At 64.0% G+C, this 14,188-nt stretch carries 17 protein-coding genes; 15 read left to right on the top strand and 2 right to left on the bottom strand.

Features of this window, described 5'->3' with window-relative positions; all coding sequences use genetic code 11:
- The first annotated feature begins 98 nt into the window (after positions 1 to 98).
- From V5B40_RS16475 to V5B40_RS16440, 8 genes are all read left to right on the top strand, one after another.
- Positions 99 to 713, top strand: a complete 615-nt coding sequence (locus V5B40_RS16475) for a 2-hydroxychromene-2-carboxylate isomerase (protein WP_332355491.1) — start codon at positions 99 to 101, stop codon at positions 711 to 713.
- Complete coding sequence (locus tag V5B40_RS16470) at positions 713 to 2,338, top strand: carboxyl transferase domain-containing protein (RefSeq protein WP_332355490.1); 1,626 nt, start codon at positions 713 to 715, stop codon at positions 2,336 to 2,338. Before V5B40_RS16475 ends, V5B40_RS16470 begins: the two co-directional genes overlap by 1 nt.
- 11 nt (positions 2,339 to 2,349) lie before the next feature.
- The gene (locus V5B40_RS16465) at positions 2,350 to 3,144 is read left to right on the top strand and encodes an enoyl-CoA hydratase/isomerase family protein (protein WP_332355489.1); all 795 of its coding nucleotides are present in this window, start codon (positions 2,350 to 2,352) and stop codon (positions 3,142 to 3,144) included.
- Positions 3,145 to 3,260: 116 nt separating this feature from the next.
- Positions 3,261 to 5,297, top strand: coding sequence for an acetyl/propionyl/methylcrotonyl-CoA carboxylase subunit alpha (locus V5B40_RS16460; RefSeq protein ID WP_332355488.1), 2,037 nt, complete (start codon positions 3,261 to 3,263; stop codon positions 5,295 to 5,297).
- Between the two features lies 1 nt (position 5,298).
- Entirely contained in the window at positions 5,299 to 6,243 is a 945-nt protein-coding gene (locus V5B40_RS16455) for a hydroxymethylglutaryl-CoA lyase (RefSeq protein ID WP_332355487.1), read from the top strand.
- A 16-nt stretch (positions 6,244 to 6,259) separates the two neighbouring features.
- The gene (locus tag V5B40_RS16450; RefSeq protein WP_332355486.1) at positions 6,260 to 6,490 is read left to right on the top strand and encodes a DUF1289 domain-containing protein; all 231 of its coding nucleotides are present in this window, start codon (positions 6,260 to 6,262) and stop codon (positions 6,488 to 6,490) included.
- A gap of 80 nt (positions 6,491 to 6,570) precedes the next feature.
- Positions 6,571 to 6,762 (top strand): DUF1289 domain-containing protein, encoded by a 192-nt coding sequence (locus tag V5B40_RS16445; protein WP_332355485.1) that lies wholly within the window; start codon positions 6,571 to 6,573, stop codon positions 6,760 to 6,762.
- A gap of 63 nt (positions 6,763 to 6,825) precedes the next feature.
- Positions 6,826 to 7,740, top strand: coding sequence for an MBL fold metallo-hydrolase (locus V5B40_RS16440; protein WP_332355484.1), 915 nt, complete (start codon positions 6,826 to 6,828; stop codon positions 7,738 to 7,740).
- A gap of 22 nt (positions 7,741 to 7,762) precedes the next feature.
- On the opposite strand, the gene V5B40_RS16435 is transcribed toward V5B40_RS16440, so the two are convergent.
- Together V5B40_RS16435 and V5B40_RS16430 are read right to left on the bottom strand one after the other, a co-directional pair.
- On the bottom strand, positions 7,763 to 8,215 hold the full coding sequence (locus tag V5B40_RS16435; protein WP_332355483.1) for a thioredoxin family protein: 453 nt from the start codon (positions 8,213 to 8,215) through the stop codon (positions 7,763 to 7,765).
- Between the two features lie 26 nt (positions 8,216 to 8,241).
- Entirely contained in the window at positions 8,242 to 8,604 is a 363-nt protein-coding gene (locus V5B40_RS16430) for a response regulator (protein ID WP_332355482.1), read from the bottom strand.
- Here V5B40_RS16430 and V5B40_RS16425 point away from each other — a divergent pair.
- The 7 genes from V5B40_RS16425 to V5B40_RS16395 all read left to right on the top strand — a co-directional run bounded on the left by V5B40_RS16425 (position 8,542) and on the right by V5B40_RS16395 (position 14,085).
- Positions 8,542 to 9,423 (top strand): hypothetical protein, encoded by an 882-nt coding sequence (locus tag V5B40_RS16425; RefSeq protein ID WP_332355481.1) that lies wholly within the window; start codon positions 8,542 to 8,544, stop codon positions 9,421 to 9,423. The genes V5B40_RS16430 and V5B40_RS16425 overlap by 63 nt on opposite strands.
- 500 nt (positions 9,424 to 9,923) lie before the next feature.
- Entirely contained in the window at positions 9,924 to 11,057 is a 1,134-nt protein-coding gene (ribBA, locus tag V5B40_RS16420; protein ID WP_332355480.1) for a bifunctional 3,4-dihydroxy-2-butanone-4-phosphate synthase/GTP cyclohydrolase II, read from the top strand.
- 35 nt (positions 11,058 to 11,092) lie between these two features.
- Complete coding sequence (gene ribH / locus V5B40_RS16415; RefSeq protein WP_332355514.1) at positions 11,093 to 11,572, top strand: 6,7-dimethyl-8-ribityllumazine synthase; 480 nt, start codon at positions 11,093 to 11,095, stop codon at positions 11,570 to 11,572.
- Complete coding sequence (nusB, locus tag V5B40_RS16410) at positions 11,572 to 12,066, top strand: transcription antitermination factor NusB (protein ID WP_332355479.1); 495 nt, start codon at positions 11,572 to 11,574, stop codon at positions 12,064 to 12,066. The genes ribH and nusB overlap by 1 nt, the downstream gene beginning before the upstream one ends.
- A 51-nt stretch (positions 12,067 to 12,117) precedes the next feature.
- Positions 12,118 to 13,077, top strand: a complete 960-nt coding sequence (gene thiL, locus V5B40_RS16405; RefSeq protein ID WP_332355478.1) for a thiamine-phosphate kinase — start codon at positions 12,118 to 12,120, stop codon at positions 13,075 to 13,077.
- Positions 13,078 to 13,123: 46 nt separating this feature from the next.
- Entirely contained in the window at positions 13,124 to 13,579 is a 456-nt protein-coding gene (locus V5B40_RS16400) for a phosphatidylglycerophosphatase A family protein (RefSeq protein WP_332355477.1), read from the top strand.
- Positions 13,576 to 14,085, top strand: a complete 510-nt coding sequence (locus V5B40_RS16395; protein ID WP_332355476.1) for a CinA family protein — start codon at positions 13,576 to 13,578, stop codon at positions 14,083 to 14,085. Before V5B40_RS16400 ends, V5B40_RS16395 begins: the two co-directional genes overlap by 4 nt.
- Positions 14,086 to 14,188: the final 103 nt, after the last annotated feature.

Here is a 14,188-nt window from a genome sequence, read left to right as displayed (position 1 = left end):
GCGCCGTGATCGCTTGTAGAAGCCGCTGAAAGTGTTACGGACGGGCGCAGCTCGACCGCAGGCCCACAAACACCTAAACGCCTTGGGAGAAACAGAGCATGTCCGAACCCATAGACTTCTACTTTGACTTCTCGTCCCCCTATGGCTATCTGGCGTCCGAGAAGATCGACGAACTGGCCGCGCGCCACGGGCGCACCGTTAGGTGGCGGCCGATTCTTCTCGGCGTGGTGTTCAAGCACACCGGTGCGGCACCATTGACCCTGGTGCCGCTAAAGGGCGAGTACTCGATACACGACTTCGCGCGCTCGGCGCGCTTCCTCGGGCTGCCCTACACGCATCCGGCGAACTTTCCGCTTGCCACGCAGCACGCGGCGCGCGCCTTTTACTGGTTCCACGATCAGGATTATGAGCAGGCCTGTGAACTTGCGCGCGCTTTCGCACAGGCGGTTTTTCGTGCCCTTTATGTCGATGGTCGCGACGTTTCCTCTCTTGATGTGGTGCTTGACTTGGCAGCGCAGCAGGGTGTCGACCGCGATATCCTGTCAGAAGCGCTCGCCGGCGCCGCGCTCAAGCAGCGCCTGAAAAGTGAATGTGACGCAGCGCTGGCCGGGGGGGTTTTTGGATCACCGTATATGATCATCGACGGCGAGCCATTTTTTGGCGTTGACCGCCTGCCACAAATGGACCGCTGGCTGACCTCTGGAGGTTTCTGATGCCCGTGTTGCAAACCCAGCTCAACGCGCGAAGCGCTGATTTCAAGGCCAACGCCGAGGCCATGCGCAGCGTCGTCGCCGATCTGCGCGCAACCGTCGCGCGCATCGCCCTCGGGGGGCCTGAAAGCGCGCGCCAGAAACATCTGGCCCGCGGCAAATTGCTGCCTCGCGAGCGCGTCAACGCCCTGGTCGATCCCGGCTCGCCCTTCGTCGAACTGTCGCAGCTGGCGGCCTACGGCATGTATGGCGGCAGTGCCGAGAATCCCTTCGAGGTGCCGGCCGCCTCGCTGATCACCGGCATCGGTCGGGTGAACGGCGTCGAGTGCATGATCGTCGCCAACGACGCGACGGTGAAAGGTGGCACCTATTACCCGCTGACCGTCAAGAAGCACTTGCGGGCGCAGGAGATTGCCGGCGAGAACCGCTTGCCATGCATCTATCTGGTCGATTCGGGTGGCGCCTTCCTGCCCATGCAGGAGGAGGTCTTTCCCGACAAGGAGCATTTCGGGCGCATCTTCTACAACCAGGCCAATCTGTCGGCGGCCGGTATCCCGCAGATCGCGGCGGTGATGGGCTCATGTACCGCCGGCGGCGCCTACGTGCCGGCGATGTCCGACGAATCAATCATCGTCAAGGATCAGGGGACGATTTTTCTCGGCGGGCCGCCGCTGGTCAAGGCGGCGACCGGTGAAGTGGTCAGCGCCGAAGACCTCGGCGGCGCCGACGTGCATACGCGCATCTCGGGGGTCGCCGATCACCTCGCCGAAAACGATGCGCATGCACTGGCCATCGCTCGCCGCATCGTCGGCAATCTCAACTGGCGCAAGCGGCCGGCGCTCGCCCTGAGCGAGCCGCGCCTGCCGCTGTACGCGGCGGAAGAGTTGTACGGAGTGATCCCGACCGATACCAAGAAGCCTTTCGATGTCCGCGAGATCATCGCCCGCATCGTCGATGGCTCGGACTTCGACGAGTTCAAGGCGCGTTACGGAACAACCCTGGTCTGCGGTTTCGCGCGCGTCTGGGGTTATCCGATCGGCATCGTTGCCAACAACGGTATCCTGTTTTCCGAATCGTCGCTGAAAGCCGCCCACTTCGTCGAACTGTGCGCGCAGCGCGGCATCCCGCTGCTTTTTCTGCAGAACATCACCGGCTTCATGGTCGGTCGCAAGTACGAAAACGGCGGTATCGCCCGTGACGGCGCGAAGATGGTGACCGCTGTCGCCTGTGCCAAGGTGCCAAAATTCACCGTCGTCATCGGCGGTTCTTTCGGCGCCGGCAATTACGGCATGTGCGGTCGCGCCTACTCCCCACGTTTCATGTGGATGTGGCCGAACGCGCGCATTTCGGTGATGGGCGGCGAGCAGGCGGCGGCGGTTCTGGCAACGGTCAGGCGCGACGGCATCGAAGCCGCCGGCAAGTCGTGGAGCGCTGCCGACGAAGAAGCCTTCAAGGCGCCCATCCGCGCCCAGTATGAGCTCCAGGGGCACCCCTACTACGCCAGCGCCCGTCTCTGGGACGACGGCGTCATCGACCCGGCCGACACCCGCCGCGTCCTCGGGCTCGGCCTGTCGGCGGCGATGAACGCTCCTGCCGAAGCGACGAAGTTCGGCATTTTCCGGATGTGAACGAGGCTTTGATGAGCAACTACCAATCCATAGTGACCGAGGTCGATGGCGGCGTCGGCATTCTGACGCTGAACAAGGCGCAGCGCCACAATGCCTTCGACGAGCAACTCATCGCCGAGATCACCGCCGGCCTGCGTGCACTCGACGCCGACCCCGAGGTTCGCGCCGTCGTCCTGTCATCTACCGGCAAAAGCTTCTGCGCCGGTGCCGACCTGAACTGGATGCGCGCGGCTGCAAACTACTCGGAGGAGGAAAACCTGCGCGACGCGAATCGCCTCGCCGAGCTCTTGTCGACGCTCAACGAACTCTCGAAGCCGACCATCGCGCGTGTCCAGGGGCCTGCCTACGGCGGCGGCGTCGGCTTGATCGCCGCTTGCGATATCGCCGTCGGCACTTACGATGCCGTCTTTTCGCTCAGCGAAGTGAAGCTGGGAATCATCCCGGCGGTAATCAGTCCCTACGTTCTGGCGGCCATCGGCGAGCGCTACAGCCGGCGCTACATGCTGACCGCCGAGCGCTTTTCGGCCGCCGAAGCCTATCGAATGGGCTTGCTGCACGAAATCGTTCCCGGTGACGAACAACTCGACGAAGCCATCGGCGAGATTGTGGATAGCCTGTTGGTCAATAGCCCAAGCGCGCAGGCCGAGTGCAAAGCGCTGATACGCGTCGTTGCCGGGCAGCCGATCGACGAGGAGACCATCGCCGAAACGGCGCAACGCATTACCCGTGTGCGCGCCAGCCCGGAAGGCCAGGAAGGTCTCGCCGCTTTTCTCGAAAAGCGGCGGCCGCACTGGCTGCTCGCGTGAGGCGCCGAGTTGCCGGGGAACGCTGCCCGGAGATCAAGATCTATTGTCCTGCAGCTTGCCGCTGCTGACTCCGCTACTCGCGCCGCTCTGGCGGCGTGAAGGTGAAAGGTGCTCCGATGTTTACCAAGATTCTGATTGCCAATCGCGGCGAGATTGCCTGCCGAGTGATCAAGACTGCTCGTCGTCTGGGCGTGCGCAGCGTCGCCGTTTACTCGGAGGCCGACGCCAATGCCCGCCACGTGCGCCTTGCCGACGAGGCGGTGTGCATCGGTCCGGCTGCCGCCCGCGAATCGTATCTGGTCGGCGAGCGGATTCTTGACGCGGCTCGTCGTACCGCGGCGCAGGCGATTCATCCGGGCTACGGCTTTCTGTCCGAGAACGACGTCTTTGCCGACGCCTGTGCTGCGGCGGGGATCGTCTTCATTGGTCCGCCGGCGGCAGCGATCCGCGCCATGGGTTCGAAGTCGGCCGCCAAGGCGATCATGAGCGCGGCCGGCGTCCCGGTGACGCCGGGCTATCACGGCGACGACCAGGCCCCGGGGCGCTTGCAGCGAGAGGCCGACACGATCGGCTATCCGGTGCTGATCAAGGCCGCGGCTGGCGGCGGTGGCAAGGGCATGCGTCTGGTCGAGAGCGGCGAGGATTTTGCCGTAGCGCTGGCTTCGTGTCAGCGCGAGGCGGCCTCGTCCTTCGGCGACGACAAGGTGCTGATCGAGAAGTATCTGAGTCGTTCGCGGCATATCGAATTCCAGATTTTCGCCGACACGCAGGGTAATTGCGTCCATCTCTTCGAACGTGACTGCTCGGTGCAGCGCCGGCACCAGAAAGTCCTCGAAGAGGCGCCGGCTCCGGGAATGAGCGCGGCCCGGCGTGCGGCGATGGGCAAGGCGGCGGTCGATGCCGCGCGCGCAGTCGGCTATGTCGGTGCCGGTACCGTCGAGTTCATCGCCAGTGACACTTTTGTGCACGACGGCAGTTTCTATTTCATGGAAATGAACACTCGCTTGCAGGTCGAGCATCCGGTGACCGAAATGATTTCCGGGCAGGACCTCGTCGAGTGGCAGTTGCGCGTCGCCAGCGGCGAGCCGCTGCCGCTGCGCCAGGAGCAACTGGAAATCCGTGGGCACGCGCTCGAGGCGCGTATCTATGCCGAGAATCCGGAGCAGGACTTTCTGCCGTCAACCGGGCGACTGGTGCATCTCTCGCCACCGGCCGAGAGCCTCAATGTGCGCGTCGATACGGGCATCGAACAAGGCGACGAAATCTCGCCTTACTACGACCCGATGATCGCCAAGCTCGTCGTCTGGGATGTCGACCGCGACGCGGCCCTGGCACGCATGTGGCAGGCGCTGGCCGACTATCGCATCGTCGGCGTCAGTACCAATGTCACGTTCCTGTCACGCCTGGTGGTCTGCCCGGCTTTCGCCGACGCCGATCTCGATACCGGCCTGATCGAGCGTAGCCGCGAGTTCCTGTTCCCGGCCCGCAGCGAACCACCGCGGAATGTGTTCTTTGTCGCCGCGGTCGCCGGTCTGCTCCGCGAGCAGGCGGCGGCGCTCAACAGGGCCAGCCATTCGGGCGACCCCTGGTCGCCGTGGAGTTCGCACGACGGCTGGCGCTTGAACATCCAGTCGCAACGCACGCTAACCTATCGTAGCGGCGATTCGGCCTACGAAGTGGCCGTTGCTTACGAGGCCGATGGCTGGCGCCTGGCGCTGGCTGGCGAGTCGGTGCTGGCGCGCGGGCGGGTTCTCGAAAGCGGTCGCTTTGCCGGCCAGCTGGCGGTCGAGCTGGACGACCGTCGCCTGGTGGCCAGCGTCGTCGCCGTCAATGAGAAGCAGGAACAGAAACGGCACGTCTTCCTCAATGGCACCACTTACGTCATTCTGCGCGACGATCCCCTGCACCTGGTTGAAGCCGGCGGAACACAGGGTGGCGGCTTGACGGCACCGATGCCGGGCAAGGTGGTGGCCTTGCTGGCGGTGCCTGGCCAGCAGGTGGAAAAGGGCGCCGCGCTGCTGATTCTCGAAGCGATGAAGATGGAACATACGATTACCGCGCCGAAGAACGGTATCGTCAAAGCTTTCTGCTACGCCGCCGGCGATCAGGTGGCTGACGGCGCCGAACTGGTCGATTTTGCCGCGGACAATTGAGATGGCGCTGCCGGCACAGGTCAAACTGGTCGAAGTCGGTCCCCGCGATGGCCTGCAGAACGAGGCGCAGATCGTCCCGGCGGCGATCAAGGTCGAACTCATCGAACGTCTCGCCGACGCCGGCCTGTCGGCCATCGAGGCGACCTCGTTCGTGTCGCCGAAATGGGTGCCGCAGATGGCAGACAACGCCGAGGTCCTGCGCGCGGTCTTGGCGAGTCCGCGACGCCGACTGCAGGTGGCCTACCCGGTTTTGACGCCCAACCTCAAGGGTTTCGACGCGGCGGTAGAAGCGGGGGCGCAGGAAGTTGCAATTTTCGGTGCCGCTTCCGAGTCATTCTCGCAGAAGAACATCAACTGCAGCATCGCCGAAAGTCTGAAGCGCTTCGCTGCCGTCGTCGACACCGCCAGCGCGCTCGACATACGCGTGCGTGCTTACGTGTCATGCGTGGTCGCCTGCCCCTACGAAGGCAGCGTTGATCCGCAGCGCGTTGCCTGGGTCGCGCGGCAGCTGCTCGACATGGGTTGCTACGAGGTTTCCCTCGGCGATACCATCGGTGCCGGGACGCCGGCGTCGGTGCAGAGAATGCTGGAGGCCTGTGCGGCAGTGGTGCCGATGAAGCGCCTGGCGGGCCATTACCACGACACCTACGGGATGGCGATCGCCAATATCTACGCTTCGCTGGAAATGGGCATGGCGGTCTTTGACAGCTCGATCGCCGGCCTCGGTGGTTGTCCTTATGCGGCCGGCGCGAGTGGTAACGTGGCCACCGAAGATGTCGTTTATCTGCTGCAGGGCTTGGCCATCGAGAGCGGCGTCGATATGGACAAGTTGCTCGCTGCCGGCCAGTTCATCTCGAGTCATCTGGGCCGCGAACCGGCGTCGAAAGCGGCGCGTGCGCTGCTCGCCCGCCAGCGGGCTGGCGAAAAGCAGGAGCAAGGCCTTTGAAGGGGAGGAGATTGTCGTGAGTCAACTGCCGACGCCAAACGTCGCTTCGCCGTGCATCAACGTCTGCAAAATGGACGACGACGGCGGTTTCTGTGTCGGCTGCTTCCGGACCATCGAGGAGATCGCCGTCTGGAGCCGAGCGCGGGACGAGCAGCGTCTGAACATACTGGTGGCTGTCGAGCGTCGCCGCGTCGAGCACACTGGCTGTGCGGCAGGCGGGGACTTCGGTGGCGACTGTGAGCCTTGACGGGCCGTAGCAGAGGCGAGGAGTGAGCGAGTGAAGAATAGACCGGTCGGCAGTGGATTACTTGAGCAGGGTCATCGAGAATGAGCGCAACTGAAGACGACTATCTCTGCGTCGGCGTGTGCATGTTCGACCCCGATTCGGGTTACTGCCTTGGCTGTGGACGCCCTCCCGAGCCGGTAGCCGAGGCTTCGCAGGGGATCGTCGCCGAGGAAGCGCGTCCGCTGCGGGTCGTCGATGCGGGGCTGGACGGCGATTCTCCAGGCAAGCACTGATGCCGCCTGGCGCTTCTCCGGGCGAGTCCTGATGTCGCCCGACGACCCTCCGGGCGGTCCCTGATGCTGCCCGAGAACCTGCTGGTTCTCGAGCGCGGCTGGTTGTCGTCGAACAATATCGTCTTTCTTGAAGGCGAGCAGGCGGCCTTGATCGACAGCGGCTACGTCACGCAGGCCCAGCAGACGGTCGCCTTGCTCGAACACGCGTTGGCCGGTCGGCGGCTGACACGTTTGCTGAACACCCATTCCCATTCCGACCATATCGGCGGCAACGCAGCGGTGAGCGCGGCTTTCGGCTGCCAGGTCATTGTTCCGCACGGCATAGACGCGACGATTGCCGAGTGGGACGAAGAGGCGCTCCTGCTATCGCCGCTTGGCCAGTCCGCGACGCGTTTTCGCCACGATGCGACGATTGCCGCCGGCGATGAAAGCGAGCTCGGCGGTCTCAACTGGCGGGCCATCGCGGTTCCCGGCCACGACATGGACGCGCTTGCCTTTTACAACCCCGAGCGACGCATCCTGATCTCCGGCGATGCCCTGTGGCGGAACGGCTTCGGGGTCATCTTCTCGGAGATTCTCGGCCATCCGGAAGATGCCGGCGGCTTGAAGGCGGCGCGTGAAACGCTCGACGTGCTGGCTCGCCTGCCGGTCGAGGTGGTGATCCCCGGTCATGGCCCGCCGTTCATCGAGGTCGAAGATGCTTTTCAGCGGGCCTATCGGCGGCTCGCGGCTTTCGAACAGGATATCGACCTGCTCGTCTGGCACGCGCTGAAGGTGATCCTTGCTTTTGCTTTGCTGGAAAGGCGACAGCTACCACGCGCCGATCTGCCCGATTTTCTGGCCGGCCTGAGTTTCTGCCAGAGCGTGAACGCGCGCTATCTCAAGCTCGGTAACCAGACGCTGGCACAGCGTCTGGCTCACGACCTGATCCGCGTCGGTACCCTACGCGACGAGCAGGGCGTTCTGGTCGCCCTGTAGGCGCGGTACGGCGCGGCCTTGGCTAGGCCTGTGGGCAGAGGTCGCCCAGGCGCGCTGCGTTGAGTCGGCGCAGGTCCTCGTCGTCCTGCCAGCCGTGCCGCTCGACGTTCGAGAAAGCGTATTCCTGACTTTCTTCAATGCTTTGTTCGAGGAAAGCTTCGATTGTCCGTCTCAGGTGACTCGCTGTGGGCAGCATCGTCCCGTAGAAAAGGACCAGGTCCCGGCGCTTGATGAGTAGCGTCGGGAAGTTGTCCACATCAATGTCGCCCAGATCGTCGGCGTGCTCCTCGATATCCAGCCAGTGAAATCCTGCTCCCGGAAACTGGCAGGCAAGCTTCGTGAAGCCGTCCTGGTACTCGCGGCAAACGCCGCACCATTCAGCGCACAGGCAGACGATGACGAACTCGGTCAGCGCGGGTTTTCGTTCCGCGCGCGTCGGCGTTTGTTCGGACCTTGCCGTGCTCTCCCTCTCCATATCGCCGCTGCTGGTTGCGTGCTGCCTCAAGCGCCGCTCTGTCCGCTAAGCAAGCTCTGAATATGGGCGAGCAGTTGCGCTTCGGGGTAGGGTTTGCCGAGCAGCACGTTTACGCCGGCGGTGTGGGCTTCACCGCGCAACTGCTCACTGTCCGAAGTGACCATGATGATCGGCAGCCCTGCGGTCGCCGCATTGGCGCGCAGCTGCCGCGTCAGTTGCAAGCCGCTCATGCCGGGCATATCAACGTCGGTAATCAGTACATCGGGTAAGGCGCTCTCGATTTGCCGGGCGGCGTCCAGTCCGTCTTCAGCCATTACCACTTGATAGTGCTGCGCGCCCAGCAGCCGGCCGGTCTTGACGCGGACCACCTTGGAATCGTCTGCGACCATGACCACTGTTTCTTCTGGCGTCTTCGCTTTTGCCGGCGCGACGGTCGCGGTGCTGGCCGCGGCGAGCTGCCGTGCGTCTTCGGCGGTTTTCCGTTCCGCCGCCCGACGGGTATTTTCCTCACTTGCCTGGCGCTCTGTTTCTCGAGCAATGGCCTGGTCGACCGCCAGACGTTCCTCATCTTCCAGGCGCTGGGCTTCCTCAACGGCCCGGCGGTCGGCCTCGGCCTGCGCCGCTTCCCTAGCGGCCCTGCGCTCGGCTTCGGCACGAGCAGCTTCCTCGGCGGCCTTGCGCTCGGCTTCGGCACGAGCGGCTTCCTCGGCGGCCTTGCGCTCGGCTTCGGCACGAGCGGCTTCCTCGGCGGCCTTGCGCTCGGCTTCGGCACGAGCGGCTTCCTCGGCGGCCTTGCGCTCGGCTTCGGCACGAGCGGCTTCCTCGGCGGCCTTGCGCTCGGCTTCGGCACGAGCGGCTTCCTCGGCGGCCTTGCGCTCGGCTTCGGCACGCGCAGCTTCTTCTGCGGCCTTGCGCTCGGCTTCGGCACGAGCAGCTTCCTCGGCGGCCTTGCGCTCGGCTTCGGCACGAGCGGCTTCTTCTGCGGCCTTGCGCTCTGCTTCGGCACGAGCGGCTTCTTCTGCGGCCTTGCGCTCGGCTTCGGCACGAGCGGCTTCTTCTGCGGCCTTGCGCTTGGCTTCGGCGCGAGCGGCTTCTTCTGCGGCCTTGCGCTCGGCTTCGGCACGAGCAGCTTCCTCGGCGGCCTTGCGCTCGGCTTCGGCACGGGCCGCGTCTTCAATTGCCGTCCGTTTTGCTTGCTCGTTCGCTGAACGACGTGTGTTGAAGGAGCGCCACGCGAAAAAGGCCACGCCGATTCCTGCGGCGATCAACAACAAGCTCTCATTGATTGACATTGAACTGATCCTTCGCCCTCTTGGCATTCACCCTCGTTGGAATGTGCCGACGCACACCCAGTTACCGTTCAATTGGTCAGCCCACGGCCCTGGGCCGTCGCTGTCGACCATGATAAAACGAATAATTGACTTGTTGGGCGATCGCTGGGCCGGACCTTGGTCGACGAATAGCCCCGCTAGCAGCAACTGCCTCATCCCTGCATAGCGGTCAAGCCCGGAAACTGAGAGAATGCCGGGCTCGGGAGCGATGCTGACCGGGGCGGCGTTTGCCAGGCGGGCTTTGCCTTCCATGCCCAGCTGGAGCGGTGTGGCGTCCGAGGAACCGGCATTGAACCTGGCCGTCTTAGCAGGCGATGGCCTTTCGCCAGTTGGCGTGGGCCTAGTTGCGCGCAAGCCCGGCGCGGAGGATGTAAAGAATGGCACCACAGAGCACTTCTGGCGATGTATCGCCGATCGAAGAAATCATTGTCGAAATGCGTGCCGGACGGATGGTCGTCCTGGTCGACGAGGAAGACCGCGAGAACGAAGGTGATCTGATTCTCGCCGCCGAGCATGTTACCCCGGAAGCGATCAACTTCATGGCCCGTTTCGGGCGTGGCCTGATTTGCCTGACGTTGACCGAAGCGCGCTGCGGGCAACTGGGCCTGACACAGATGGCGCGTGACAACAAGAGTCCGTACAGTACGGCGTTCACAGTTTCAATCGAGGCCGCCGAAGGGGTGACCACGGGGATCTCGGCGCAGGACCGCGCGCTGACCATCCAGGCGGCGGTGGCGCGTAACGCCGAGCCGACCGACATCGTGCAGCCTGGGCATGTCTTTCCGATCATGGCGCGCGCGGGCGGTGTCCTGGTGCGTGCCGGTCATACGGAAGCTGGCTGCGATCTGGCGCTGCTCGCCGGGCTCGAACCAGCGGCGGTGATTTGCGAGATCCTCAACGAGGATGGCAGCATGGCACGCCTGCACGACCTGGTCGACTTCGCTCGCCAGCATGGCCTCAAGATCGGCACCATCGCCGATCTGATTCATTACCGCAGCCAGCACGAGACCCTGGTCGAGCGCACGCTGTCGAAACCGGTACAGTCTGCGCACGGCGAGTTCATGCTGCACGCGTATACCGATTGCACCTCGAACGAAGTACATCTGGTGCTCACCAAAGGCGAGATCTGCCCCGATCAGGAGACGCTGGTGCGGGTACATGAACCGCTCTCGGTGGTCGATTTCCTTGACCCGGGTGGCGAGCGCCATACGTTTTCGCTCGATGTCGCGCAAGCGGCGTTGGCGCGGGCAAGGGCGGGGGTGATCGTCTTGCTGCATCGTCCCGAAAGCGGCCAGGATATTCTCGCCATGCTCCGTGAGCCAGCCGCCAGCAAACGTCCGGCTGCGCGTTGGGACCCGCGCATCTACGGTATCGGAGCGCAGATCCTGCGCGATCTGGGGGTCGGCAAAATGAAATTGCTGGCCAGTCCGCGGCGGATGCCGAGCATGACCGGCTTCGACCTCGAAGTCACCGGCCATATTGCCAAACTGACCGACCTTGAAGGACTCTGATGAGCACCCAGACAACGCGTAACAACACCCCTCCCGTGCATCGCGACGAGAACATCGACGAATGTGCGGCTTCGCTGGACGGCGAAGGGCTGGCGATCGGCATCGTCATGAGCCGCTTCAGCCCGGAAATTGGTGAAGGCCTGCTCAGCGCCTGCCTCAGGGAACTGCAGCGCCTCGGCGTCGACGCAACACGCATTACGCTGGCCACCGTCCCGGGCGCTCTGGAGATCCCCCTGGCCCTGCAGACGATGGCACAAAGCGAGCGTTTCGACGCCCTGGTCGCACTCGGCGCGGTCATCCGCGGCGAAACCTATCACTTCGAGATCGTCGCCAACGATTCGAGCCGGGGCTTGATGGAAGTGCAGCTCGACAGCGGCGTGCCTATCGCCAACGGAATTCTGACCTGCGAAGACGACGATCAGGCGTTGGCACGCATGCAGCAGAAAGGCGGCGATTGCGCACAGGTGGCGGTCGAGATGGCCAATCTGCTGGTGGCGCTCGGGGAGCGCTCGTGATGGCCGGGGTCTCGCCGAACAAGGCCAACGCCAAAGCCACTGCCGCCAGGTCACCGCGTCGCCGGGCACGCGAGTTCGCCCTGCAGGGGCTCTACCAGTGGCAGCTGAGTGGCAACGACGAAGCAGCAATCGAAGCGCACCTCGGCGATGTCGAAGGCTTCGACAAGGCTGACCGTGAGTTCTTCGTCAAGTTGCTGCGCGGTGTTCTCGTTCAGCGTCCGGTGCTGCAGGAGCAGCTACAGGCGTATCTGGATCGGCCTTTTCACGAGCTGTCACCGATCGAGGCCAGCGTCCTGCTGGCGGGAGCTTTCGAGTTGGGTAATTATCCGCAGACGCCCTATCGGGTGATCATCAACGAGTCAATCGAACTGGCCAAGGCTTACGGTGGTACAGACGGCCACAAGTACGTCAATGGCGTACTCGACAAGCTGGCTGCCAGTTTGCGTCCGGCCGAGGTCGAAGCCAAGCGCGCAGCACGCGCCAAAGCACGCTGAGCAGCGTCGCCGAGCAAGCCCGGTAAGTCGTGCATTGGCAAGGAAGCGGCGATGCCCAGTGAGTTTGAACTGATCCGAACGTATTTTTCCAGGCCGACGCCGCAGGCGGTTCTCGGCCCCGGTGACGATTGCGCGCTGCTCGTGCCATCGGCAGGCTGCGAACTGGCGATCAGCACCGACATGCTGGTTGCCGGCCGTCATTTTCTGCCCGATACCGACCCCCGCCAGCTCGGCTGGAAAGCTTTGGCGGTCAACCTCTCCGACCTCGCCGCGATGGGCGCCAAGCCTCGCTGGGCGCTACTTGCGGGCAGCCTGCCGGAAGCGCGCGCGGAATGGCTGGCGTCGTTTTCGGAAGGCGTCTTTGCCTGCGCCAGTCGCTACGGCGTCGATCTGGTCGGCGGCGATACGACGCGCGGTCCGCTCAATCTGTGCTTCACGGTGCTTGGTGAGCTGCCTGCCGGCGAGGCGCTTCGTCGCGATCGGGCCTTGCCCGGTGACGATCTCTGGGTTTCCGGGTGGCCGGGCCTGGCGGCCCTGGGGCTGGCCCATTTGCAGGGGCGGACTGATCTCCCGGAGGCGCTCGCCAAACGCTGTCTGGCGGCCTTGCAACAGCCGCGGCCACGCGTCGAACTGGGTCTGGAATTGCGCTCGCGTCGCCTGGCGAATGCGGCCATCGATGTTTCGGATGGCTTGCTCGCGGATCTCGGGCATATCCTTGAACGCTCTGCGGTTGCCGCCGAAGTCCATGTGGGGCAGCTGCCATCGAGGCCCGCCGGCGTCGACCCGGCGTTCGCGCGCCAATGTCAGCTGGCCGGCGGTGACGACTACGAGCTTGTTTTCTCGGCAGCGTCGGCACGACGGCTCGAGCTTGCCGCGCTGGCCGCCGAGCTTGATCTGCCGCTCTGGCGCTTCGGTCGAATCGTCGCTGCGGCCGCCAGCCGCCTGACGCTACTTGACGAAGACGGCCAGGAACTAGCCGTCGATGGCCGGGGATTCGACCACTTTGCCTGATCCCCATCCTTACAATCCGCCCCCTCCGCCGTCCCTGCAGTTTCTCATGGCGCATCCCGCGCATCTGGTAGCCTGTGGTTTCGGCAGTGGTTTGTCGCCGCGCGCGCCGGGGACTTTCGGCACGCTCTTCGGCTGGTTGTCGTTCCTGCTCCTGCGTCCGTACATGAGCGACTTCGAACTGCTGGTTTTCATTGTCATCTGTTTCGGCGGCGGCGTGCTGGCGGTACACAAGACCGGCGTCGACCTGGGTGTCGTCGATCACGGCAGCATCGTCTGGGACGAGATCGTACCTTTCTGGCTGGTGCTGCTGTTCTGTCCCGATAACTGGTTGTGGCAGACCACCGCTTTCTGCCTGTTCCGCTTTTTCGACATCAGCAAGCCGCAACCCGCGCGTTACTTCGACGAGCAGGTGAAGAACGGATTCGGAGTGATGACCGACGACCTGGTTGCTGCCGGCTATAGCTTGCTGGTGCTGGCGATTCTGCGGTTCATCTTGGCATGAGCGCCAGCGATCAATTTTCGCTGGAAGCGCTGGCCGCCGAAGTTGGCGAGCAGCTACTGGCCAATGGCGAGCGCCTGGCGACCGCCGAATCCTGCACCGGTGGGTGGGTGGGGCAGTGCGCGACGGCGATTGCCGGCAGCTCGCGCTGGTTCGAGCGGGGTTTTGTCACCTATTCGAACGATGCCAAGATCGAGATGCTCGGCGTCGGCGCCGAAACACTTGCCGCGTACGGGGCGGTAAGTGAGGCCAGCGCGGCGGCAATGGCGCTCGGCGCCTTGTGTCGCAGCCGTGCGGATTGGGCTCTGGCGGTCACTGGGGTTGCCGGTCCGGCTGGCGGGTCTCCGGGCAGGCCCGTGGGAACAGTCTGCTTCGCATGGGCTGGGCCGCAAGGGCGACTCGAGACCGAAACCCGCTGCTTTGCTGGCGACCGCTCGGCGGTGCGCGCGCAGTCGGTGGCGCATGCGCTGCAAGGGCTGCTGCAGCGCACCAGGAGGCCATTGGACTGAGGCCCACAGCGAGCTCTGTGGAAATTTGATAGAACATTAATAAAATAAAGAAATGTGATACTTAGGCGCACCACAGGCGAGCCCCTTGGAATAGAATAAGCGA

Origin of the sequence: Candidatus Accumulibacter meliphilus (assembly GCF_036625345.1) — a bacterium.
Lineage (GTDB): Bacteria > Pseudomonadota > Gammaproteobacteria > Burkholderiales > Rhodocyclaceae > Accumulibacter > Accumulibacter meliphilus.
The sequence above is the reverse complement of the archived record's forward strand: the minus strand, read 5'-3'. Positions and strand labels throughout refer to the sequence as shown.